13 protein-coding genes are annotated in these 15,659 nt (G+C 70.9%); 6 read left to right on the plus strand and 7 right to left on the minus strand.

The window, feature by feature from the left end:
• Positions 1-65: 65 nt before the first annotated feature.
• The 3 genes from JMF97_RS03970 to mca all read right to left on the minus strand — a co-directional run bounded on the left by JMF97_RS03970 (position 66) and on the right by mca (position 3,994).
• Entirely contained in the window at positions 66-2,594 is a 2,529-nt protein-coding gene (locus tag JMF97_RS03970; protein ID WP_438803738.1) for a putative bifunctional diguanylate cyclase/phosphodiesterase, read from the minus strand.
• Positions 2,595-2,770: 176 nt separating this feature from the next.
• Positions 2,771-3,064, minus strand: coding sequence for a hypothetical protein (locus JMF97_RS03975; protein WP_203220251.1), 294 nt, complete (start codon positions 3,062-3,064; stop codon positions 2,771-2,773).
• A gap of 48 nt (positions 3,065-3,112) precedes the next feature.
• Positions 3,113-3,994: a mycothiol conjugate amidase Mca gene (gene mca / locus JMF97_RS03980; RefSeq protein ID WP_203220252.1), complete on the minus strand. Its 882-nt coding sequence runs from the start codon at positions 3,992-3,994 to the stop codon at positions 3,113-3,115.
• 289 nt (positions 3,995-4,283) lie between these two features.
• Between mca and JMF97_RS03985 the strand changes: the two genes are divergently transcribed.
• Both JMF97_RS03985 and greA read left to right on the plus strand, forming a co-directional pair.
• The gene (locus tag JMF97_RS03985) at positions 4,284-4,718 is read left to right on the plus strand and encodes a DUF4307 domain-containing protein (RefSeq protein ID WP_013731661.1); all 435 of its coding nucleotides are present in this window, start codon (positions 4,284-4,286) and stop codon (positions 4,716-4,718) included.
• A gap of 144 nt (positions 4,719-4,862) precedes the next feature.
• The gene (gene greA, locus JMF97_RS03990; RefSeq protein ID WP_013731660.1) at positions 4,863-5,360 is read left to right on the plus strand and encodes a transcription elongation factor GreA; all 498 of its coding nucleotides are present in this window, start codon (positions 4,863-4,865) and stop codon (positions 5,358-5,360) included.
• Positions 5,361-5,420: 60 nt separating this feature from the next.
• Here the strand turns inward: greA and ilvA are convergent, their stop codons facing one another.
• The 3 genes from ilvA to JMF97_RS04005 all read right to left on the minus strand — a co-directional run bounded on the left by ilvA (position 5,421) and on the right by JMF97_RS04005 (position 9,410).
• Positions 5,421-6,641: a threonine ammonia-lyase gene (ilvA, locus tag JMF97_RS03995; RefSeq protein ID WP_203220253.1), complete on the minus strand. Its 1,221-nt coding sequence runs from the start codon at positions 6,639-6,641 to the stop codon at positions 5,421-5,423.
• 201 nt (positions 6,642-6,842) lie between these two features.
• Positions 6,843-8,252, minus strand: coding sequence for an amidase (locus JMF97_RS04000; RefSeq protein WP_203220254.1), 1,410 nt, complete (start codon positions 8,250-8,252; stop codon positions 6,843-6,845).
• A gap of 15 nt (positions 8,253-8,267) precedes the next feature.
• Positions 8,268-9,410: a cystathionine gamma-synthase gene (locus JMF97_RS04005; protein WP_203220255.1), complete on the minus strand. Its 1,143-nt coding sequence runs from the start codon at positions 9,408-9,410 to the stop codon at positions 8,268-8,270.
• 147 nt (positions 9,411-9,557) lie between these two features.
• On the opposite strand from JMF97_RS04005, the gene JMF97_RS04010 reads away from it, so the two are divergent.
• From JMF97_RS04010 to msrA, 4 genes are all read left to right on the plus strand, one after another.
• The gene (locus JMF97_RS04010) at positions 9,558-11,723 is read left to right on the plus strand and encodes a S8 family serine peptidase (protein WP_203220256.1); all 2,166 of its coding nucleotides are present in this window, start codon (positions 9,558-9,560) and stop codon (positions 11,721-11,723) included.
• Positions 11,724-11,758: 35 nt separating this feature from the next.
• The gene (locus JMF97_RS04015) at positions 11,759-12,184 is read left to right on the plus strand and encodes an HIT family protein (protein ID WP_203220257.1); all 426 of its coding nucleotides are present in this window, start codon (positions 11,759-11,761) and stop codon (positions 12,182-12,184) included.
• Positions 12,185-12,340: 156 nt separating this feature from the next.
• Entirely contained in the window at positions 12,341-13,300 is a 960-nt protein-coding gene (locus JMF97_RS04020) for a Fic family protein (RefSeq protein ID WP_238358526.1), read from the plus strand.
• A 74-nt stretch (positions 13,301-13,374) separates the two neighbouring features.
• Positions 13,375-14,037 (plus strand): peptide-methionine (S)-S-oxide reductase MsrA, encoded by a 663-nt coding sequence (gene msrA, locus JMF97_RS04025; protein WP_203220258.1) that lies wholly within the window; start codon positions 13,375-13,377, stop codon positions 14,035-14,037.
• A 166-nt stretch (positions 14,038-14,203) separates the two neighbouring features.
• Here the strand turns inward: msrA and JMF97_RS04030 are convergent, their stop codons facing one another.
• Positions 14,204-15,592 carry an IS701 family transposase gene (locus JMF97_RS04030; RefSeq protein ID WP_203220259.1) on the minus strand — a complete coding sequence of 463 codons (1,389 nt, stop codon included), beginning with the start codon at positions 15,590-15,592 and terminating at the stop codon, positions 14,204-14,206.
• Positions 15,593-15,659: the final 67 nt, after the last annotated feature.

A 15,659-nucleotide genomic window follows, 5' to 3' on the forward strand; every position in this document is an offset into this window, starting at 1 on the left:
GGTTAGCGGCACGCTGAAGATCAACCAGTGCCGCCAACCTCATGATCGACGCCGAAAAACGGGAGTCAGGAGGCGTCGTCGGCGCGGAGGGGGAGGACGTTGGTGGGGGTCTGGCGGGCCAGGGAGTTGAGTACGGCGGCGATCTTGTCGGCGGGCATCGGCTTGAAGAAGTGGTAGCCCTGGGCGGCGGTGCAGCCCAGCTCGGTCAGGGCCGAGCGTTGGGCGGCGGTCTCCACGCCCTCGGCCACCACACGCAGACCCAGCTCGTGTGCCATCCCGACGGTGTAGCGCACGATGGCCGCCGCCTCGGGCGAATCCCCCATCCGCAGGACGAACGAACGGTCGACCTTGAGCTCGTCCACGGCGACCCGGGCGAGGAAGCTGAGCGAGGAGAAGCCGGTGCCGAAGTCGTCGACCGCCAGCTGGACGCCCATCGCCCGCAGCGCGGAAAGCACCTGGTCGATGACCTCCAGCTCGCTCATCACCACCGTCTCGGTGATCTCCAGGACCAGCCGGTCCGCCGGCACCTGATGCCGGCACAACGCATCGGCGATCTCGCTGGGCAACCGGGGGTCCAGCAGGCTACGGGCGGAGAGGTTGACGGAGATGGGGATGTCCAGACCCTCGCCGGCCCAACCGGCGGCCACCGTCAACGCCTTGTCCAGTACATACCGGGTGAAGCTGCCCAGCTGGTCGCTGTTCTCCACCGCCCGGATGAAGTCAGCAGGGCTGAGCAGACCCCGGCGTGGATGTCGCCAGCGGATCAACGCTTCCACCCCGGTCGGCGCCCCGGTGGCCAGGTCGACTGCCGGCTGCAATACCAGGACCAGCTGGTCGTCGGTCTGCAACGCCTCACGCAGCTCGGCGAGCAGGGCCAGCTGATCGGTGCTTGCCGCATCCCGCGTGCTGTCGTACGTGGCCACGCTGTCGCCACCCGACTTGGCCTGGTACATCGCGATGTCGGCCCGGCGCAGCAGCTCGGTCAGGTCGGCGGTGCCGGCGGCGGCCACCACCACCCCGACGGACACCTCGACGGACATCCGCACCCCGGCCACCTCGGCCGGCGCGGCCAGCCGCTCGGCGACCTCCCGCGCCTGACGCAGGGCGTACGCCAGCGCAGCGGTGTGGTCCCCCAGCACCGGCACCGACGTCAGCAGCAGCGCGAACTCGTCTCCGCCGAGCCGGGCCAGCAGGTCACCGGTGCGGGTCAGGGCGGTGAGCCGGTTGGCGGTCAGCCGCAACAACTGGTCGCCGGCCGCGTGCCCGAGCGTGTCGTTGACCTCTTTGAACTGGTCGACGTCCAGCAGCAGCAGCGCGACCGGATGATCGTGGGCGAGCTGCCGCAGCGCCTGGTCACCCTGGCTGAGCAGGGCGGCCCGGTTGACCAGCCCGGTCAACGGATCGTGCACCGCCTCGTACGACGAACGCGCGGTGACCAGTCGCAGCTCCCGGTGCGTCGCCGCGTCGTGCAGCGCGGCGGCCAGCGCGTCGGCGTAGGCGGCGAGCGCGTCGCGTTCCCGCCCGCTGGACGGGGCGGTACGCGGCAGCCGCACCCGCAGCCGACCCACCCGGGTGTCGCCCACCGACAGGTCACGGACCAGTTCCTCCGAGTCGGCCACGTCCCTGGGCGGCGGTATCTCACGGTCGACCAGTCGCCCACCGGGGTCGCCCCGGTAGCGCCACCAGCGCCCGTCGGCCCGGGCCACCTCCACGTCGACGATCTCCGCCTCGAACAGCGCCAGCGCGCCGGTGACCCCCGCCACCGCCACCCCGCGCTCGTCGAGTTGGTTGAGCGCTGCCGTGGCCTCGGCGAACGACCGCCACGTGCGCCGCTCGCGGTCGTCGCGCAGCCGCTGCCGGTAGGTCTGTTGGAGCAGCCAGAGCAGGACGGGCAGCAGCAACAACCACCGCAGATCGATCTCGATGACCACCACGACGAGTACGCCGACCACCAGATTGCCGACGAACATCAGCAGCTTGCCGCGCAGCGCGGCGAGCAGCGGGCGGCCGATCGACATGCCGTGGCGCACCGACAGCATGAACCCGCCCAGCGCCGCGCCCGCCAGCAGATAGGTGACCGCCCCGGCGGTGACTGCGAGCGCGAGTGCCGGCGTCAGGGGGGCCAGCAGCGGCTGACCGATGGCGGTGGTGACCGCCACCGCCAGCGCGACGGCGGCCGTCTGGGCCCCGGCGATGCGGGCGACCTCCCAGGTGGTCCGGCCTTCGTCCACGATGGTCATGGCCGTCCAAGCCAGTGCGACACCGAGCATGGCCGCTGCGGGCAGCCAACCGGGCGGCACCAGGTAGAGGCAGACGATCAGCGCCGCCTCGGCCCAGGTGACGCTGACGACGCCGGCGGCGGCCCGGAACCGCAACCGGGCCAGCTGCGACAGGGCGAAGGCGGCCACCGCGATGCCGAACCGGGCCGGCCCACCGAGCGGGTCGTCGACCGGTAGCCGCGCGGGGAGGCTCAGCCCGACGACGGCCGCGACCAGTGCGGTGCACAGGACTGCGGCCGTGAGCAGATGCAACCCGAAGGGGGTGCCACGGCCCTCGGGCCGATCGATCGAGTGACCGGCCCTGCCGGAGGTCACCGACCTCCTCCTGCCGGCCGACGGAAGGACACGTGAGCGGCGGACACGATCGCGATGCTCATCGACGCCCCCTCCCGCGCAGCTTGAGGACTTCCGGTCCCCCGGCGGAAGGCTAAGCCAAACGCGGTGGTCGCAACAGGGGGCGACCATCCGGTTCGACGTGAATCATGCCCCGCTCAACCGTCCCGGTGCTGCTGGTGCCGGTTGGCGGCGTCCGCGGATGAATCCGCCGTGACGGTCCCATCTGTCGGATCACTGACCATCCGGCCCGCGGCGTCCCGGCCGGCTTCGGGCTGCTGGGCGGGGAACTCGTCGGGCAGCCGGCGCAGGCGGGCGTTCATGTTACGGATCAACAGCACGGTCGCGGCGCCCAGCACCAGGATGAGGAACAGGCCCATCGGACCGGCCAGACCACCCGTCCGGGTGTCCCCGAAGTTGTTCTGCGCGAGCACCTGGACAGCGGTCAGCATGGAATTCCTCCGAAATGCGGTATCCGACCAGGATAACCGGCTGGCAGATCAGCGAGCATGGGCCGTCTGCCGTACGCCCGCGAACAGGTCGGACTCGGGCAGCGGGCTGTCGACCAGCGACCGGGCCAGCTGGAAGTCCTCCGTCGGCCAGGCCTGCCGCTGAAGCTCCATCGGCACCTGGAACCAGAAGCCGTCCGGGTCGACCTGGGTGGCGTGGGCCCGCAGCGCATCGTCGCGGACCGGGAAGTATTCGGCGCACTCCACCCGGGTGGTGATCCGGGGACCCTTGTCGATGCGGTCCTCCCAGCGGATCAGCCACTCCTCGTACGGGGACTCGGCCCCGGTGGCCAGGATGGCCTCGTGCAACGCCAGGATCTTGCCCTTGGAGAACCCGATGTCGTAGTAGAGCTTCAGCGGCTGCCACGGCTCGCCCAGCTCGGGGTAGCGCTCCGCGTCACCGGCCGCCTCGAAGGCCGCCACGCTGATCTTGTGGCACATGATGTGGTCGGGGTGCGGGTAGCCGCCCTCCTCGTCGTACGTGGTGACGACGTGCGGGCGGAACTCACGCATCAGGCGCACCAGCGGACCGGCGGCCACCTCGACATCCTGGAGGGCGAAGCAGCCCTCGGGCAGCGGCGGCAGCGGATCGCCCTCGGGCAGACCCGAGTCGACGAAACCCAGCCAGGCCTGCTCGACGCCGAGGATGGCGCGAGCCGCGTCCATCTCGGCCCGGCGGATGTCGCCGATGTTGGCCCACACCTCCGGCCGATCGAGCTTGGGGTTGAGCACACTGCCGCGCTCGCCGCCGGTACACGTCACGACCAGCACGTCCACACCCTCGGCGACGTACTTCGCCATGGTCGCGGCGCCCTTGCTCGACTCGTCGTCGGGATGTGCGTGGACGGCCATGAGTCGAAGTTGCTCTGCCAACGTCGGCGCTCCTCGTCTCTGCCCAGTGATCGCCCATCCGTCGGGCCACCGTGGCCTGCCGGTTTCCTGCCCGTCGCGGTGCCGGCCCGCGCCAGCCTGTCATATTTGACGTCAGCCATCATTGGCACCAGGCACTCTTGACGCCACGGACCGAAGAAGGACCGGGCAGCCACGAGAACCGAGCAGCCATGAGAGACCGATTCGCCATCAAAGACCGAGCCGGGCAGAAGGACGAACCTCCGCCATTCTTGCCCATACCGCCGACAACAACGCCAGGAGATACCCGCCGGTGACCGAGACGCACGCCACAATCCCACCGGGCGCGCCGGTGTTCCCGCCCGGCCGGTACGGACGCCGCCGGCAGCCCGGCCGCCGCCGGCCCCTGCTGACCGTCCTCCTGGTGGTCGTCTCGGTGGCCGCGCTCACCGCCGTCTCCGTCCGGCTCTACCGGCAGTACGGTGACCCGGCGTACGACGCCCAGGTGATCACCTACACCGACATCACGGACAACCAGGTGGTTGTCGACTTCCGGGTGAACCTGCCGGAGGGTGGGTCGGCGGTGTGTCTGCTGCGCGCCCGCGACAACGCCGGCGCGGAGGTCGCCCGCGAGGAGGTCCCGGTGACTGCGGCCGAAGGACAACGCCAGGTCACCGTCCGGCACCGGCTGACCACCACCGCACGCCCCTTCATCGGCGAAGTGGTGCGCTGCCGCCCGCCGGCCTGAGGCCACCGGGTCCGTCCGGCCGACCCCGTCAGTCCGTCCGGTGGCCAGGCCGAGCGACGTGATCACCGACACTCCTTGTCGTACGACACTGGTAACTTAAAGGTTCACCTGTCAGCCAGCACGCACAACCGAGGAGGACCGCCTGTGTCCAATGGCAACGAGGCGCCCGCCACCTGGCTGTCCCAGGACGCGTACGACCGCCTGAAGGCCGAGCTCGACGAGTTGATCGCCAACCGGCCGATCATCGCCGCCGAGATCAACGCCCGGCGCGAGGAAGGCGACCTGCGCGAGAACGGCGGCTACCACGCCGCCCGTGAGGAGCAGGGCAAGGCCGAGGGACGCATTCTCTACCTGAAGGAGCTGCTCCGTACGGCCCAGGTCGGCGAGGCGCCGACCGCCGACGCGGTGGCCCCCGGGATGGTCGTGACGATCTACTTCGACGACGACGCCGACGACACGGAGACATTCCTGCTCGGCTCCCGCGAGATCGCCTCGACCACCGACCTCACGGTCTACAGCCCCGAGTCGGCGCTGGGCAAGGCGATCCTGGGCGGCAAGGCCGGCCAGACCTGCACCTACACCGCGCCCAGCGGCGCGGACATCAAGGTGACAGTGGTCAGCTTCGAGCCGTTCTCCGGCTGAGTCCCACCCGGCGTCGCGACCGCCGGCACCCGCGTTACGGAGGCGTGACACCCCACGGTGTCACGCCTCCGGCGCGATGGTCACCTGATAGCCGCTGTTCCGCAGGGCACCGATCAGCTTCACGGAGTGCTCCACCCCCCGGGTCTCCACCGACAGGGCCACCTCGACCTCTCCGAGGCCCAGGCGCGGGTTGGCCCGCTGGTGCACGACGTCGACCACGTTGGCCCGGTGCTCGGCGATCTCACTCAACAGTGAGGCCAACTGCCCCGGCCGGTCAGAGCAGCGCACAGTGATCCGCAGATAACGACCGGCCGCCGCCAGACCGTGCTCGATGACCCGCAGCATCAGCAGCGGATCGATGTTGCCGCCGGAGAGCACGGCCACCACCGGGGCCTGCACCTCGACCACACCGGCCAGCAGGGCGGCCACCCCCACCGCACCGGCCGGTTCCACCACCTGCTTGCCGCGCTCCAGCAGCATCAGCAGCGCCCGGGAGATGTCCTCCTCGGTCACCGTGACGACCTCGTCGACGAGCTTGCGGACGTGGGCGAAGGTGATCTCGCCGGGTCGGCCCACCGCGATGCCGTCGGCGATGGTCGCGAAGGCGGGCAGGCGTAGCGGCTCGCCGGCCTCCAGTGACGGCGGGAAGGCGGCGGCCCCGGCCGCCTGCACCCCGATCACCCGCACGTCCGGCCGCAGCGCCTTGACCGCCACCGCCATCCCGGAGATCAGTCCACCGCCACCGACGCCGGTGACGATCGTCTTCACCTCCGGGCACTGCTCCAGGATCTCCAACGCCACCGTGCCCTGCCCGGCGATGACGTCCGGGTGGTCGAACGGATGGATCAGCACCGCGCCGGTCCGCTCGGCGTACGCCTGTGCGGCGATCAGGGACTCGTCGACGTTGGCGCCGACCAGTTCGACCTGGGCACCGTACCCCTTGGTGGCGGCGACCTTCGGCAGTGGCGCGTTCACCGGCATGAAGACCGTGGCCCGGGTGCCGACCAGCCCGGCGGCCAGGGCCACACCCTGGGCGTGGTTGCCGGCGCTCGCGGCGACCACCCCCCGCTCCCGTTCCGCCGTCGACAGCCGCGAGATTCGCACGTACGCGCCCCGCACCTTGTACGACCCCGCCCGTTGCAGGTTCTCGCACTTGAGCCAGGCCGGTCCGCCGAGCTCGGCGCTCAGCGGACGGGACGGCTCCAGCGGGGTGGTACGGGTGACGCCGGCGATCAGTTCCCGCGCTGCTCGCACGTCGTCCAGGCTGACCAGTTCCGTCATGCCCCGATCGTGCCACCCGTTCCGTGGGCCGCCGGCAGCGCCTCGGGCCGACAGGCGCGTGATCGACTCCGTTACGGCGAACTGGCGGTTACCCGCCCCCGCGCACCCCGCCGTTACGGCGAAACGGCGCACGGCAGCCCCGCCACGCGCACGGCAGCCCCGCCACGGGCGCGGCACGCCCTGCCACGCGCGGTGGGCGGGTCAGGCGGTGGCCGGTGAGCCCGTGCCGACCCGGGGATAGCCGGGGGCGTGCCGGGACCAGGGGGCCTCCATCTCGAACTGGCCGGCGACGCCGAGCAGGAGCAGCTCCGAGCCGGGTGGCCCGACCAGTTGCACGGCCAGCGGCAGCCCGTCCGGGCGGCGGCCCACCGGCACCACCAGGGCGGGCAGCCCGGCCACGTTCCAGGGCGCGGCGTACGGGGCGTACCGGATGCTGGCCCGCATGTTCGCCTGCCAGGACCGGGCCGACCAGCTGGTGGCCGGCGGCGGTGCGGCGGCCAACGCCGGGGTGAGCAGCAGGTCCACCGAATGGTCGGTGAAGAAGCCGACGGACCGTTCGCGCCAGGCGAGCCGGTCGGCCTCCCGGACGTACCCCCGTCGCAAGGCCCATTCGCCGAGTGCGACGTGTCGCCGGCTGCGCGGTTGCAGGCTGCGTCGCTCGACTCCGGCGGCCCGCACGTCGGCAGCGGCGGCGGCGAACCAGGTGGCGATGCCCTGCAACCCGAGCGCGGTCGGATAGACCGGGTCGGCGGGCACCGTGTCGTGCCCGGCCGCGGCGAGTAGCCGGCCGGCGGCGGCCACCGCGTCCCGGTTCGGAGCGTCGGCCGAGACGCCCCGCACCGGGGAGCGCAGCGAGACACCGACCCGCAGCCGCTGCGGCGGAACCAGCTTCTGCTGGGCGCGGCCGGCGAGCACCTGGAAGCCGACCGCCGCGTCGGCGACGGTGGTGCTGAGCATGCCGTGCTCGGTCAGCCCGAACCAGTCCTCCGCGCCGAGTTGGCAGGGCACCACGCCACGGCCGGGCTTCAGGCCGACCAGACCGCAGCAGGCCGCCGGGATCCGGATCGAACCGAGCCCGTCGTTGCCGTGCGCGATCGGCACCAGCCCGGCCGCGACGGCCGCCGCCGCGCCACCGGACGAGCCGCCGGGGGTACGCGTCAGGTCCCACGGGTTGCGGGTGACCGCGGTGTCGTCGTCGGTCACCGCCCACAGGCCCAGCTCGGGCATCCGGGTCACCCCGAGGATCACCGCGCCGGCACCACGCAGCCGGCGGACCACCTCGTGGTCGGCCTCGGCCACGGTGGTACGCACCGCCGCGGAGCCGTTCCAGGTGGGCATGCCGGCGACCGGAGTGTTCTCCTTGACCGCCACCGGCACCCCGGCCAGCGGCAGGTTCGCCAGATCCTCCTGCTCGTCGACCTTCTCCGCCTCGGTGACCGCCTCCCCGCCACGCACCGTACGGAACGCGGCGAGGTCGGCGTCGGCCTTGGCGATGTGGTCGAGGTGGTCGGCCAGCACCTGGGTGGCCGAGACGTCTCCTCGGCGTACCCCTCGGGCGATCTGTTTGGCGGTCGCCCCCACCCAGGTCGGCATGATGTCCTGCACGGCCACCCTCCCAGCCAGCGGTCAGCCCAGCGCCTGCTCCAGATCGGCGAGCAGGTCTTCGACCGTCTCGATGCCGACAGACAGTCGCACGAGATCGCCGGGAACTTCAAGCGGCGAGCCGGCAGCACTCGCGTGTGTCATCCGGCCCGGGTGCTCGATCAGGGATTCCACCCCGCCGAGCGACTCGGCGAGCACGAAAAGCTTGGCCCGGTTGCAGATCTCGACGGCGTGCTCCTCGCCGCCGGCGGCCCGGAACGAGATCATCCCGCCGAACCGGCGCATCTGCTTGGCCGCCACCTCGTGTCCAGGGTGGCTGGGCAGCCCCGGGTAGAGCACCTGGGCGACCTTGGCGTGCCCGTCCAGGTAGGCGGCGATCCGCTCGGCGTTGTCGCAGTGCCGGTCCATCCGTACGCCGAGGGTCTTGATCCCGCGCAGGGTCAGCCAGGCGTCGAACGGGCCGTTGACCGCGCCCATCGCGTTCTGGTGGTAGCGCAGTTCCTCGCCGAGCGCGGCGTCGGCCGCCACCAGGGCACCACCGACCACATCGGAGTGTCCACCGATGTACTTGGTGGTGGAGTGGACCACCACGTCGGCGCCGAGGGCGATCGGCTGCTGCAGGTACGGCGAGGCGAAGGTGTTGTCGACCACCAGCAGCGCACCGGCGTCGTGCGCCACCGAGGCGAGGGTGGCGATGTCGGCGATGCCGAGGAGTGGGTTGGTCGGCGTCTCCAACCAGACGATCTTGGTGCTGCCGGGCCGGATCGCGGCCCGCACGGCGTCCGGGTCGGAGACCTTCGCCGGGGTGTACGACAGCCCCCACCGCTCGGCCACCTTGGCGAAGAGCCGGTAGGTGCCGCCGTAGGCGTCGTCGGGGATGACCACGTGGTCACCGGGAACGCAGACGGTACGCAGCAGGGCGTCCTCGGCGGCCAGGCCACTGGCGAAGGCCAACCCGACCGGTCCGCCCTCCAGCGCGGCCAGGCACTCCTGAAGCGCGTCGCGGGTCGGGTTGCCGGAGCGGCTGTACTCGTAGCCCTGCCGGGGCGCACCGACGGCGTCCTGGGCGTACGTGCTGGTCTGGTAAATAGGTGGGATCACCGCGCCGGTGCGGGCCTCCGGGTCCTGGCCGGCGTGGATGGCGAGCGTGTCGAAGCCGTGACTCATGCCCGGAACGTTAGTCGTCCAGTCCGTCCCAACGGACGGAACCCGCCACCCGGGCGGTCATATCGATCATGGCGTGGCTTTGCCACCATGCGGGGAGACGCCGACGGGATCTTGGCCCGGTCGGCGGCCGTACCCCGAGGAGAACCCATGGCTCGTGTCCCGCGCCGCCGTTTCCTGGCGGCGGCCGTCTGTCTCCTGACCGCAGCCGGTGGGCTGCTGGCACCGCCGACGCCGGCGTTCGCGGCCGAGAAGTTCGCCCCGGCGCCCGGTGCCGCGGTGGCCGACAGTTGGATCGTGGTGCTGCGCGGCGACGCCACCCGCGACGTCGACGGCAGCGCACGCTCGCTGCTGCGCCGGCACCCCGGCGCGCTGTCCGCCAGCTACCGGTCCGCGCTGCCGGGCTTCACGGTACGGATGTCCACCGCGGACGCCCGCCGACTCAGCCAGGAACCACAGGTGGCGTACGTGGCCCAGGACTCGTTGCTGCTCCCGCAGGCCACCCAGACCAACCCGCCGTGGCACCTCGACGCCCTCGACCAGCACGGCGGCGCGTTCGACGGTTCGTACGCCTACGACACCACCGGCCAGGGCGTGCACGTCTACGTGATGGACAGCGGGATGCGGCACACCCACACCGACTTCGGCGGCCGGGCCACCGGGGACGTGAACTTCGTGCCGCAGGGCATCGACCAGTGGGGCACCGGCGACTGCTCCGGGCACGGCACGCAGGTGGCCGGGCTGATCGGCGGTCAGGTGCACGGGGTGGCGAAGGGCGTACGCCTGCACACCGTCCGGGTGGGTGGCTGCACCCCCGGCCAGGTCGCCTGGGCCATCTCGGCGCTCGACTGGATCGTCCGCAACGCGGTACGGCCGGCGGTGGTGAACATGAGCCTGGCGACGACCGCGAACCAGGCCCTCGACGACGCCGTCAACGCGGTGCTCGCCGCCGGTATCCCGGTGGTCGCCTCCGCCGGCAACCACGGACAGAACGCCTGCGGCTACTCCCCCGCCCGGGTGCCGGACGTGATCACCGTGGGCATGGTGCACGCCCTGCGGGACCGGCTGCCCAACTCGAACTTCGGCCCGTGCGTGGACCTGTTCTCCTTCGGCGAGCAGGTCCGCACCGTCACCGCGGCCAGCGACACCTCCACCACCACCAACTTCGGCGGCACTTCGGCGGCGGCGCCCATCGTCACCGGCGCGGTGGCCCGCTACCTGCAACGCTTCCCCACCGCCTCGCCCCGGACCGTCGCCGCGCGGCTGGCCGACGAGGCCACCCGGGACCGGATCACCGACCCGGCCGGCTCCCCCAACCTGGTGCTGTACGTCGACCCGGGCGGGCCGGGCAACGACGGCTTCTCGGGACGGTACGCCGACGTCAACGGCGACGGCCGCGACGACATCGTCAGCTTCACCCGGGGCGTCCAGCCCGAGGTGCACGTGGCACTGTCCAACGGCGCCACCTTCGGCGCGGCCACCCGCTGGCACACGTACTTCGCCGCCGGGCAGGAGTTCCCGATGCTCGCCGACGTCAACGGCGACGGCCGCGACGATCTGATCACCTTCACCCGGGGCACCGCAGCGGACGTCTACGTCGCGCTCTCCACCGGCACCTCGTTCGCGCCCTCCCAGCTCTGGCACACCTGGTTCGCCGCCTTCAAGGAGACCCCGGTGGTCGGTGACTTCAACGGGGACGGGCGGGCCGACATCGCGACCTTCGTCCGGGAGAACGTCCGGGACGTCTACGTCGCCCTATCCAACGGCACCCAGTTCGTCGGCACCAGCGTGCGCTGGCACGACAACTTCGTCGGGGACGACGACCTCCCGCTGGTCGGGGACGTCAACGGGGACGGCCGGGACGACATCATCGCGGTCGACCGGTTCACCGGTACGGCGGCGAGCGTCGGCCTCTCCACCGGCAGCGGTTTCGTGCTGGCGTACCAGTGGCTCGACTACTTCCTCAACCTCGGCAGCAGCGAGGTGCCGCTGGTGGGCGACTTCAACGGCGACGGACGCGACGATCTGGCCGCGGTCAACCTCAACGGGCAGTACGCCGACGTGGCCCTCTCCGGTGGCCACCATTTCCTGCCACGTACCCGCTGGGCCTTTACCTTCCCGGGCGGCGGTGCGATCCCGGGGGCCGGCGACTTCACCGGCGACGGGCGGGCCGACCTGGTCGCCTTCAGCCGGGGGGCGGTGGCCCACGTGCACGTGGTCCGGTCGCACAACGGGGGCTACTTCACCGACCTGCGCCGCTGGCACGACAACTTCGCCGGAGGTACGGCCATCCCGATGCCCGCCAGTCTGTGGTGAGCCACCGGACCGCAGAGTTGCCCTAGCCTGGGGCGATGGCGGGTTGCGTGTTCTGCGGGATCGTGGCGGGCGAGGTGCCCGCCTTCCGGGTCGTGGACGAGCCGGCCGGGGTGGCGTTCCTCGACACCCGGCCGGTGTTCAAGGGACACGTGCTGGTGGTGCCCCGCACCCACCTGGTCACCCTGGCCGACCTGCCGCCCGAGTCGTTGGCCGACTACTTCGGGCTGGTCCGGCGGCTCGCCGTCGCGGTCGAGGCCGGGCTGGGTGCGGGCGGCACCTTCGTGGCGATGAACAACAAGGTGTCCCAGTCCGTCCCGCACCTGCACACCCACGTGGTGCCCCGCACCAAGGGCGACGGCCTGCGCGGCTTCTTCTGGCCGCGTACCCGCTACGCCGACGACGCCGAAGCCACCTCGTACGCCGAGCAGATCCGCACCGCCCTGCCCACCGACCCGGCCTGACGGCTCCACCCGAAATTGTTCGTTCAGGTTTTCTCCCCGCTACCGAACAAAATTAAGTTTGTTCGGTACAGTTAAATCGTCTCTGCCGAACAAAATCTTGGAGTGACACCCGTGCCAGGCCCAGGACGCCCGAGTCGCGCCGAGGTGCACCGTCGGATGGAGGAGGCGGTCCAGGAGTTGCGGAACCAGTTCGGCGGCCTTCCCCGCCCTGGCGAGGCTGCCGACATCTGGTCCGACATCTGGCATCAGGAGGCCCACCACAGCACCGCGATCGAGGGCAACACCCTGATCTTGCACGAGGTCGAGAAGCTCCTTGACGAAGGCCGGGCGATAGGTGCCAAACCCCTCCGCGACTACATGGAGGTCCGAGGCTACGCAGACGCCGCGAAGTGGGTCTACAGCCAGGCGCTGGAGCCTGGCGACTGGCAGGACGGCTCACTCGTGTCGGTACAGGAGATCCGACACATCCACTACCTGGCCATGACCCCGGTATGGACCGTGGCACCGCATCCACACGCCTTCGACGCCGAGGCACCGGGCAACTTCCGGCAGCACGAAATCGCCAGATTCCCCGGCGGCATGAAACCACCGCCCTGGCCCGAGGTGGACTCCCTCCTTCGAAGCTGGGTGGACACCACCGAGACGCTGCGCACCAACAGCGACGTGCCGCTCGCGGAGCGCCTGGGCGTGATTCATCACCGCTTCGAGGTCGTTCACCCGTTCCTGGACGGCAACGGCCGCGCGGGGAGGCTGATCCTGAGCCTCCTGCTCGGCCGGCTCGGCTACCCGCCGGCCATCATTTACAAGCGTGACCGCAGCAGGTACCTGACTGCTCTACAACGGGCCGACAAGGGCGACCCCGGTTCCCTCGGGGAGTTGATCGCCCGTAGCGTCACCGGAAACATCTACCGTTTCCTGATGCCGGCCGCCGCCGATGCGACACACCTCGTGCCGCTGCCTGCTCTTGCGGACAATGAACTGTCGGAAGCAGCTCTGCGTGTCGCGGCGAGTCGCGGACGTTTGCGGGCGGTCAAGGGTGACGACGGTGTCTGGCGGAGCAGTCGGGGCTGGGTCGAGGAGTACGCGGGGACGCGTTGGCGGCGGGAGCGGGCCTGACCGGGGGCGGGACGGGTAAGGAAGTACGGTCCGCCGGTGTTGCACGCGGGGAAGGGTACGAAAGGAGTCCCACCGTGTTCCTCCGCCGCATGAAGGCCGAGATGATCTCCCCTGACCGGGCCCTGCCCGGCCGTCCGATCGCCATGCCGGTCGCCGACCGGCACGAGGTGCTCGGCACCCCGCTGAAGGGCCCGTTCCCCGAGGGGTCGCAGGTCGCGGTCTTCGGTATGGGGTGTTTCTGGGGCGCCGAGCGGTTGTTCTGGACCCTGCCGGGCGTGTTCACCACATCGGCCGGTTACGCGGGTGGCTACACCCCGAACCCGACCTACGAGGAGGTCTGCTCCGGGATGACCGGGCACGCCGAGGTGGTCCAGGTGGTCTACGACCCCGCCAGGATCAGCTACGAGGACCTGCTCAAGGTCTTCTGGGAGAACCACGACCCGACCCAGGGCATGCGCCAGGGCAACGATGTGGGCACCCAGTACCGGTCGACGATCTACGCCACCACCGACGACCAGTTGGCGACGGCGGAGGCGTCCCGCGACGCGTTCGCCCCGATCGTGGCGCGCGCCGGCAAGGGCGAGATCACCACGGAGATCGGCCGGCTAGGTGACTACTACCTGGCCGAGGACTATCACCAGCAGTACCTCGCTCCGACCAAGAACCCGAACGGCTACTGCAACCACGGCCCGAACGGGATGAGCTGCCCGGTCGGCGTGGCCCGCACCGCCGGCTGACCAACGGCCAGTCAGGCAGAGGGCCCGGTCCTGCCGACCGGGCCCTCTGCTACGACCTGAGTATTAGTAGTGCTTTGTTAGGTTGGGACGAGTTGGCGGCAGAGGGGGCAGAACCCGAGCCAGGTCGCGAGTAGGTACTGCAGTTGCCGCAGGACGGCGTACAGGCTCAGGTCTGCCCCACTGCTTTTGGGCGCGCCAGCCGCAGTTGGGTGAGGAACAGTTGGGCGGCCGCGGCGAGGGTGACGTGGCGGTGCCAGCCGATCCAGGAGCGTCCTTCGAAGTGGTCGAGGCCGAGGGCGGTCTTGAGTTCGCGGTAGTCGTGCTCGACGCGCCAGCGGCTCTTGGCCAGGCGGACCAGTTCGGCAAGTGGTGTGTCGGCGGGCAGGTCGGACAGCCAGTAGTCGCTGGGTTCGTCCTGGCCGGGAGGCCACTGCACGAGCAGCCAGCATTCGGGCAGGACACCGTCGTCACCGCGGTGCGGTCCGCGTCGGACGGCCCGGCCGGCGGGGCGCACCCGCAGGGCGAAGAAGTGTCCGGACAGGTCACCGACGGGCCGGTCGGGGTCGCGGTCGGGTGCGGGTAGCCGGGCACGCCAGCGCACCAGACGCGCCGCGTCGGCGCCGTGGGCGAGGGCCAGGTCCTTCAGGCTGCGAGCAGGGTGGGGGTACTTCGGTGTGGGATGGGGGCCGACTCCGGCGTAAGGGACCTCGACGGGCTGGGCGTCACCGGGTTGAGCCGTGGTGCTCGACGTGGTCGCCACGATGTAGCTGATGCCGCGTTCGGTCAGGCCCTGACGGAACTCCGCGACCTGGCCGTAGCCGGCGTCCGCGGTCAACAGCGGCGGACGCAGCCCCCATACGGCCAACTCGTCGAGCATTTCCAGGGCCATCAGCCACTTCGGCCGGTACCGCTCGGCGTCGGGGACCTTCGATGCCGTGCGCCGCCGGCGGATCTGGTCGATCTGCTCGGCAGGCGGCACCTGCACACGCACATGTGGTTTCTTCGCCCCGGCCTGGTCGCGCGTGACCGGCTGCTGGCGCAGCCTGCGGGCGTGCGCGTTCGCGGGCTTGCCGTCCGGGCCGGGGACGCAGGTGTCGTCCCATGACTCCGGCACGAACAGCCGCCAGTTCAGCACCGCCGAGGCGGCGTCGGTCGCCGCGTGGACGCTGACGGCGATCTGGCAGTTGGCGACCTTGCCGAGCGTGCCGGAATACTGCCGGGCCACACACGCCGATGCCTTGCCGTCCTTGGGAAACCCGGTGTCGTCCACCACCCACACCTGCGGCGCCACCAGGTCGACCGCGGCCGCCGCCAGCCGCCGTCGTACACCGGCGACATCCCAGGTCGAGGAAGTCAGGAACTGCTGCAACTGCTGGTGATCGACCCCGAGTCGTCCGGCCATCGGCTGCATCGACTTACGCCGGCCGTCCAGCATCAGCCCACGCAGATACCGCAGACCGGTTGCTCGCTGGTCCGACCGCCGCAACCCCGCGAACACCCCTGCCGCGAAGTCCTCCAACTGCGCCCGCACCCGAGCGATTTCCCGCTCATCCACGCACGCACCCAAACACCAGCACGACGCTCATACAAGCGACACGCCACAACGACCTAACAAAGCACTA

It is taken from the genome of Micromonospora fiedleri (assembly GCF_016774385.1).
Lineage (GTDB): Bacteria > Actinomycetota > Actinomycetes > Mycobacteriales > Micromonosporaceae > Micromonospora > Micromonospora gifhornensis.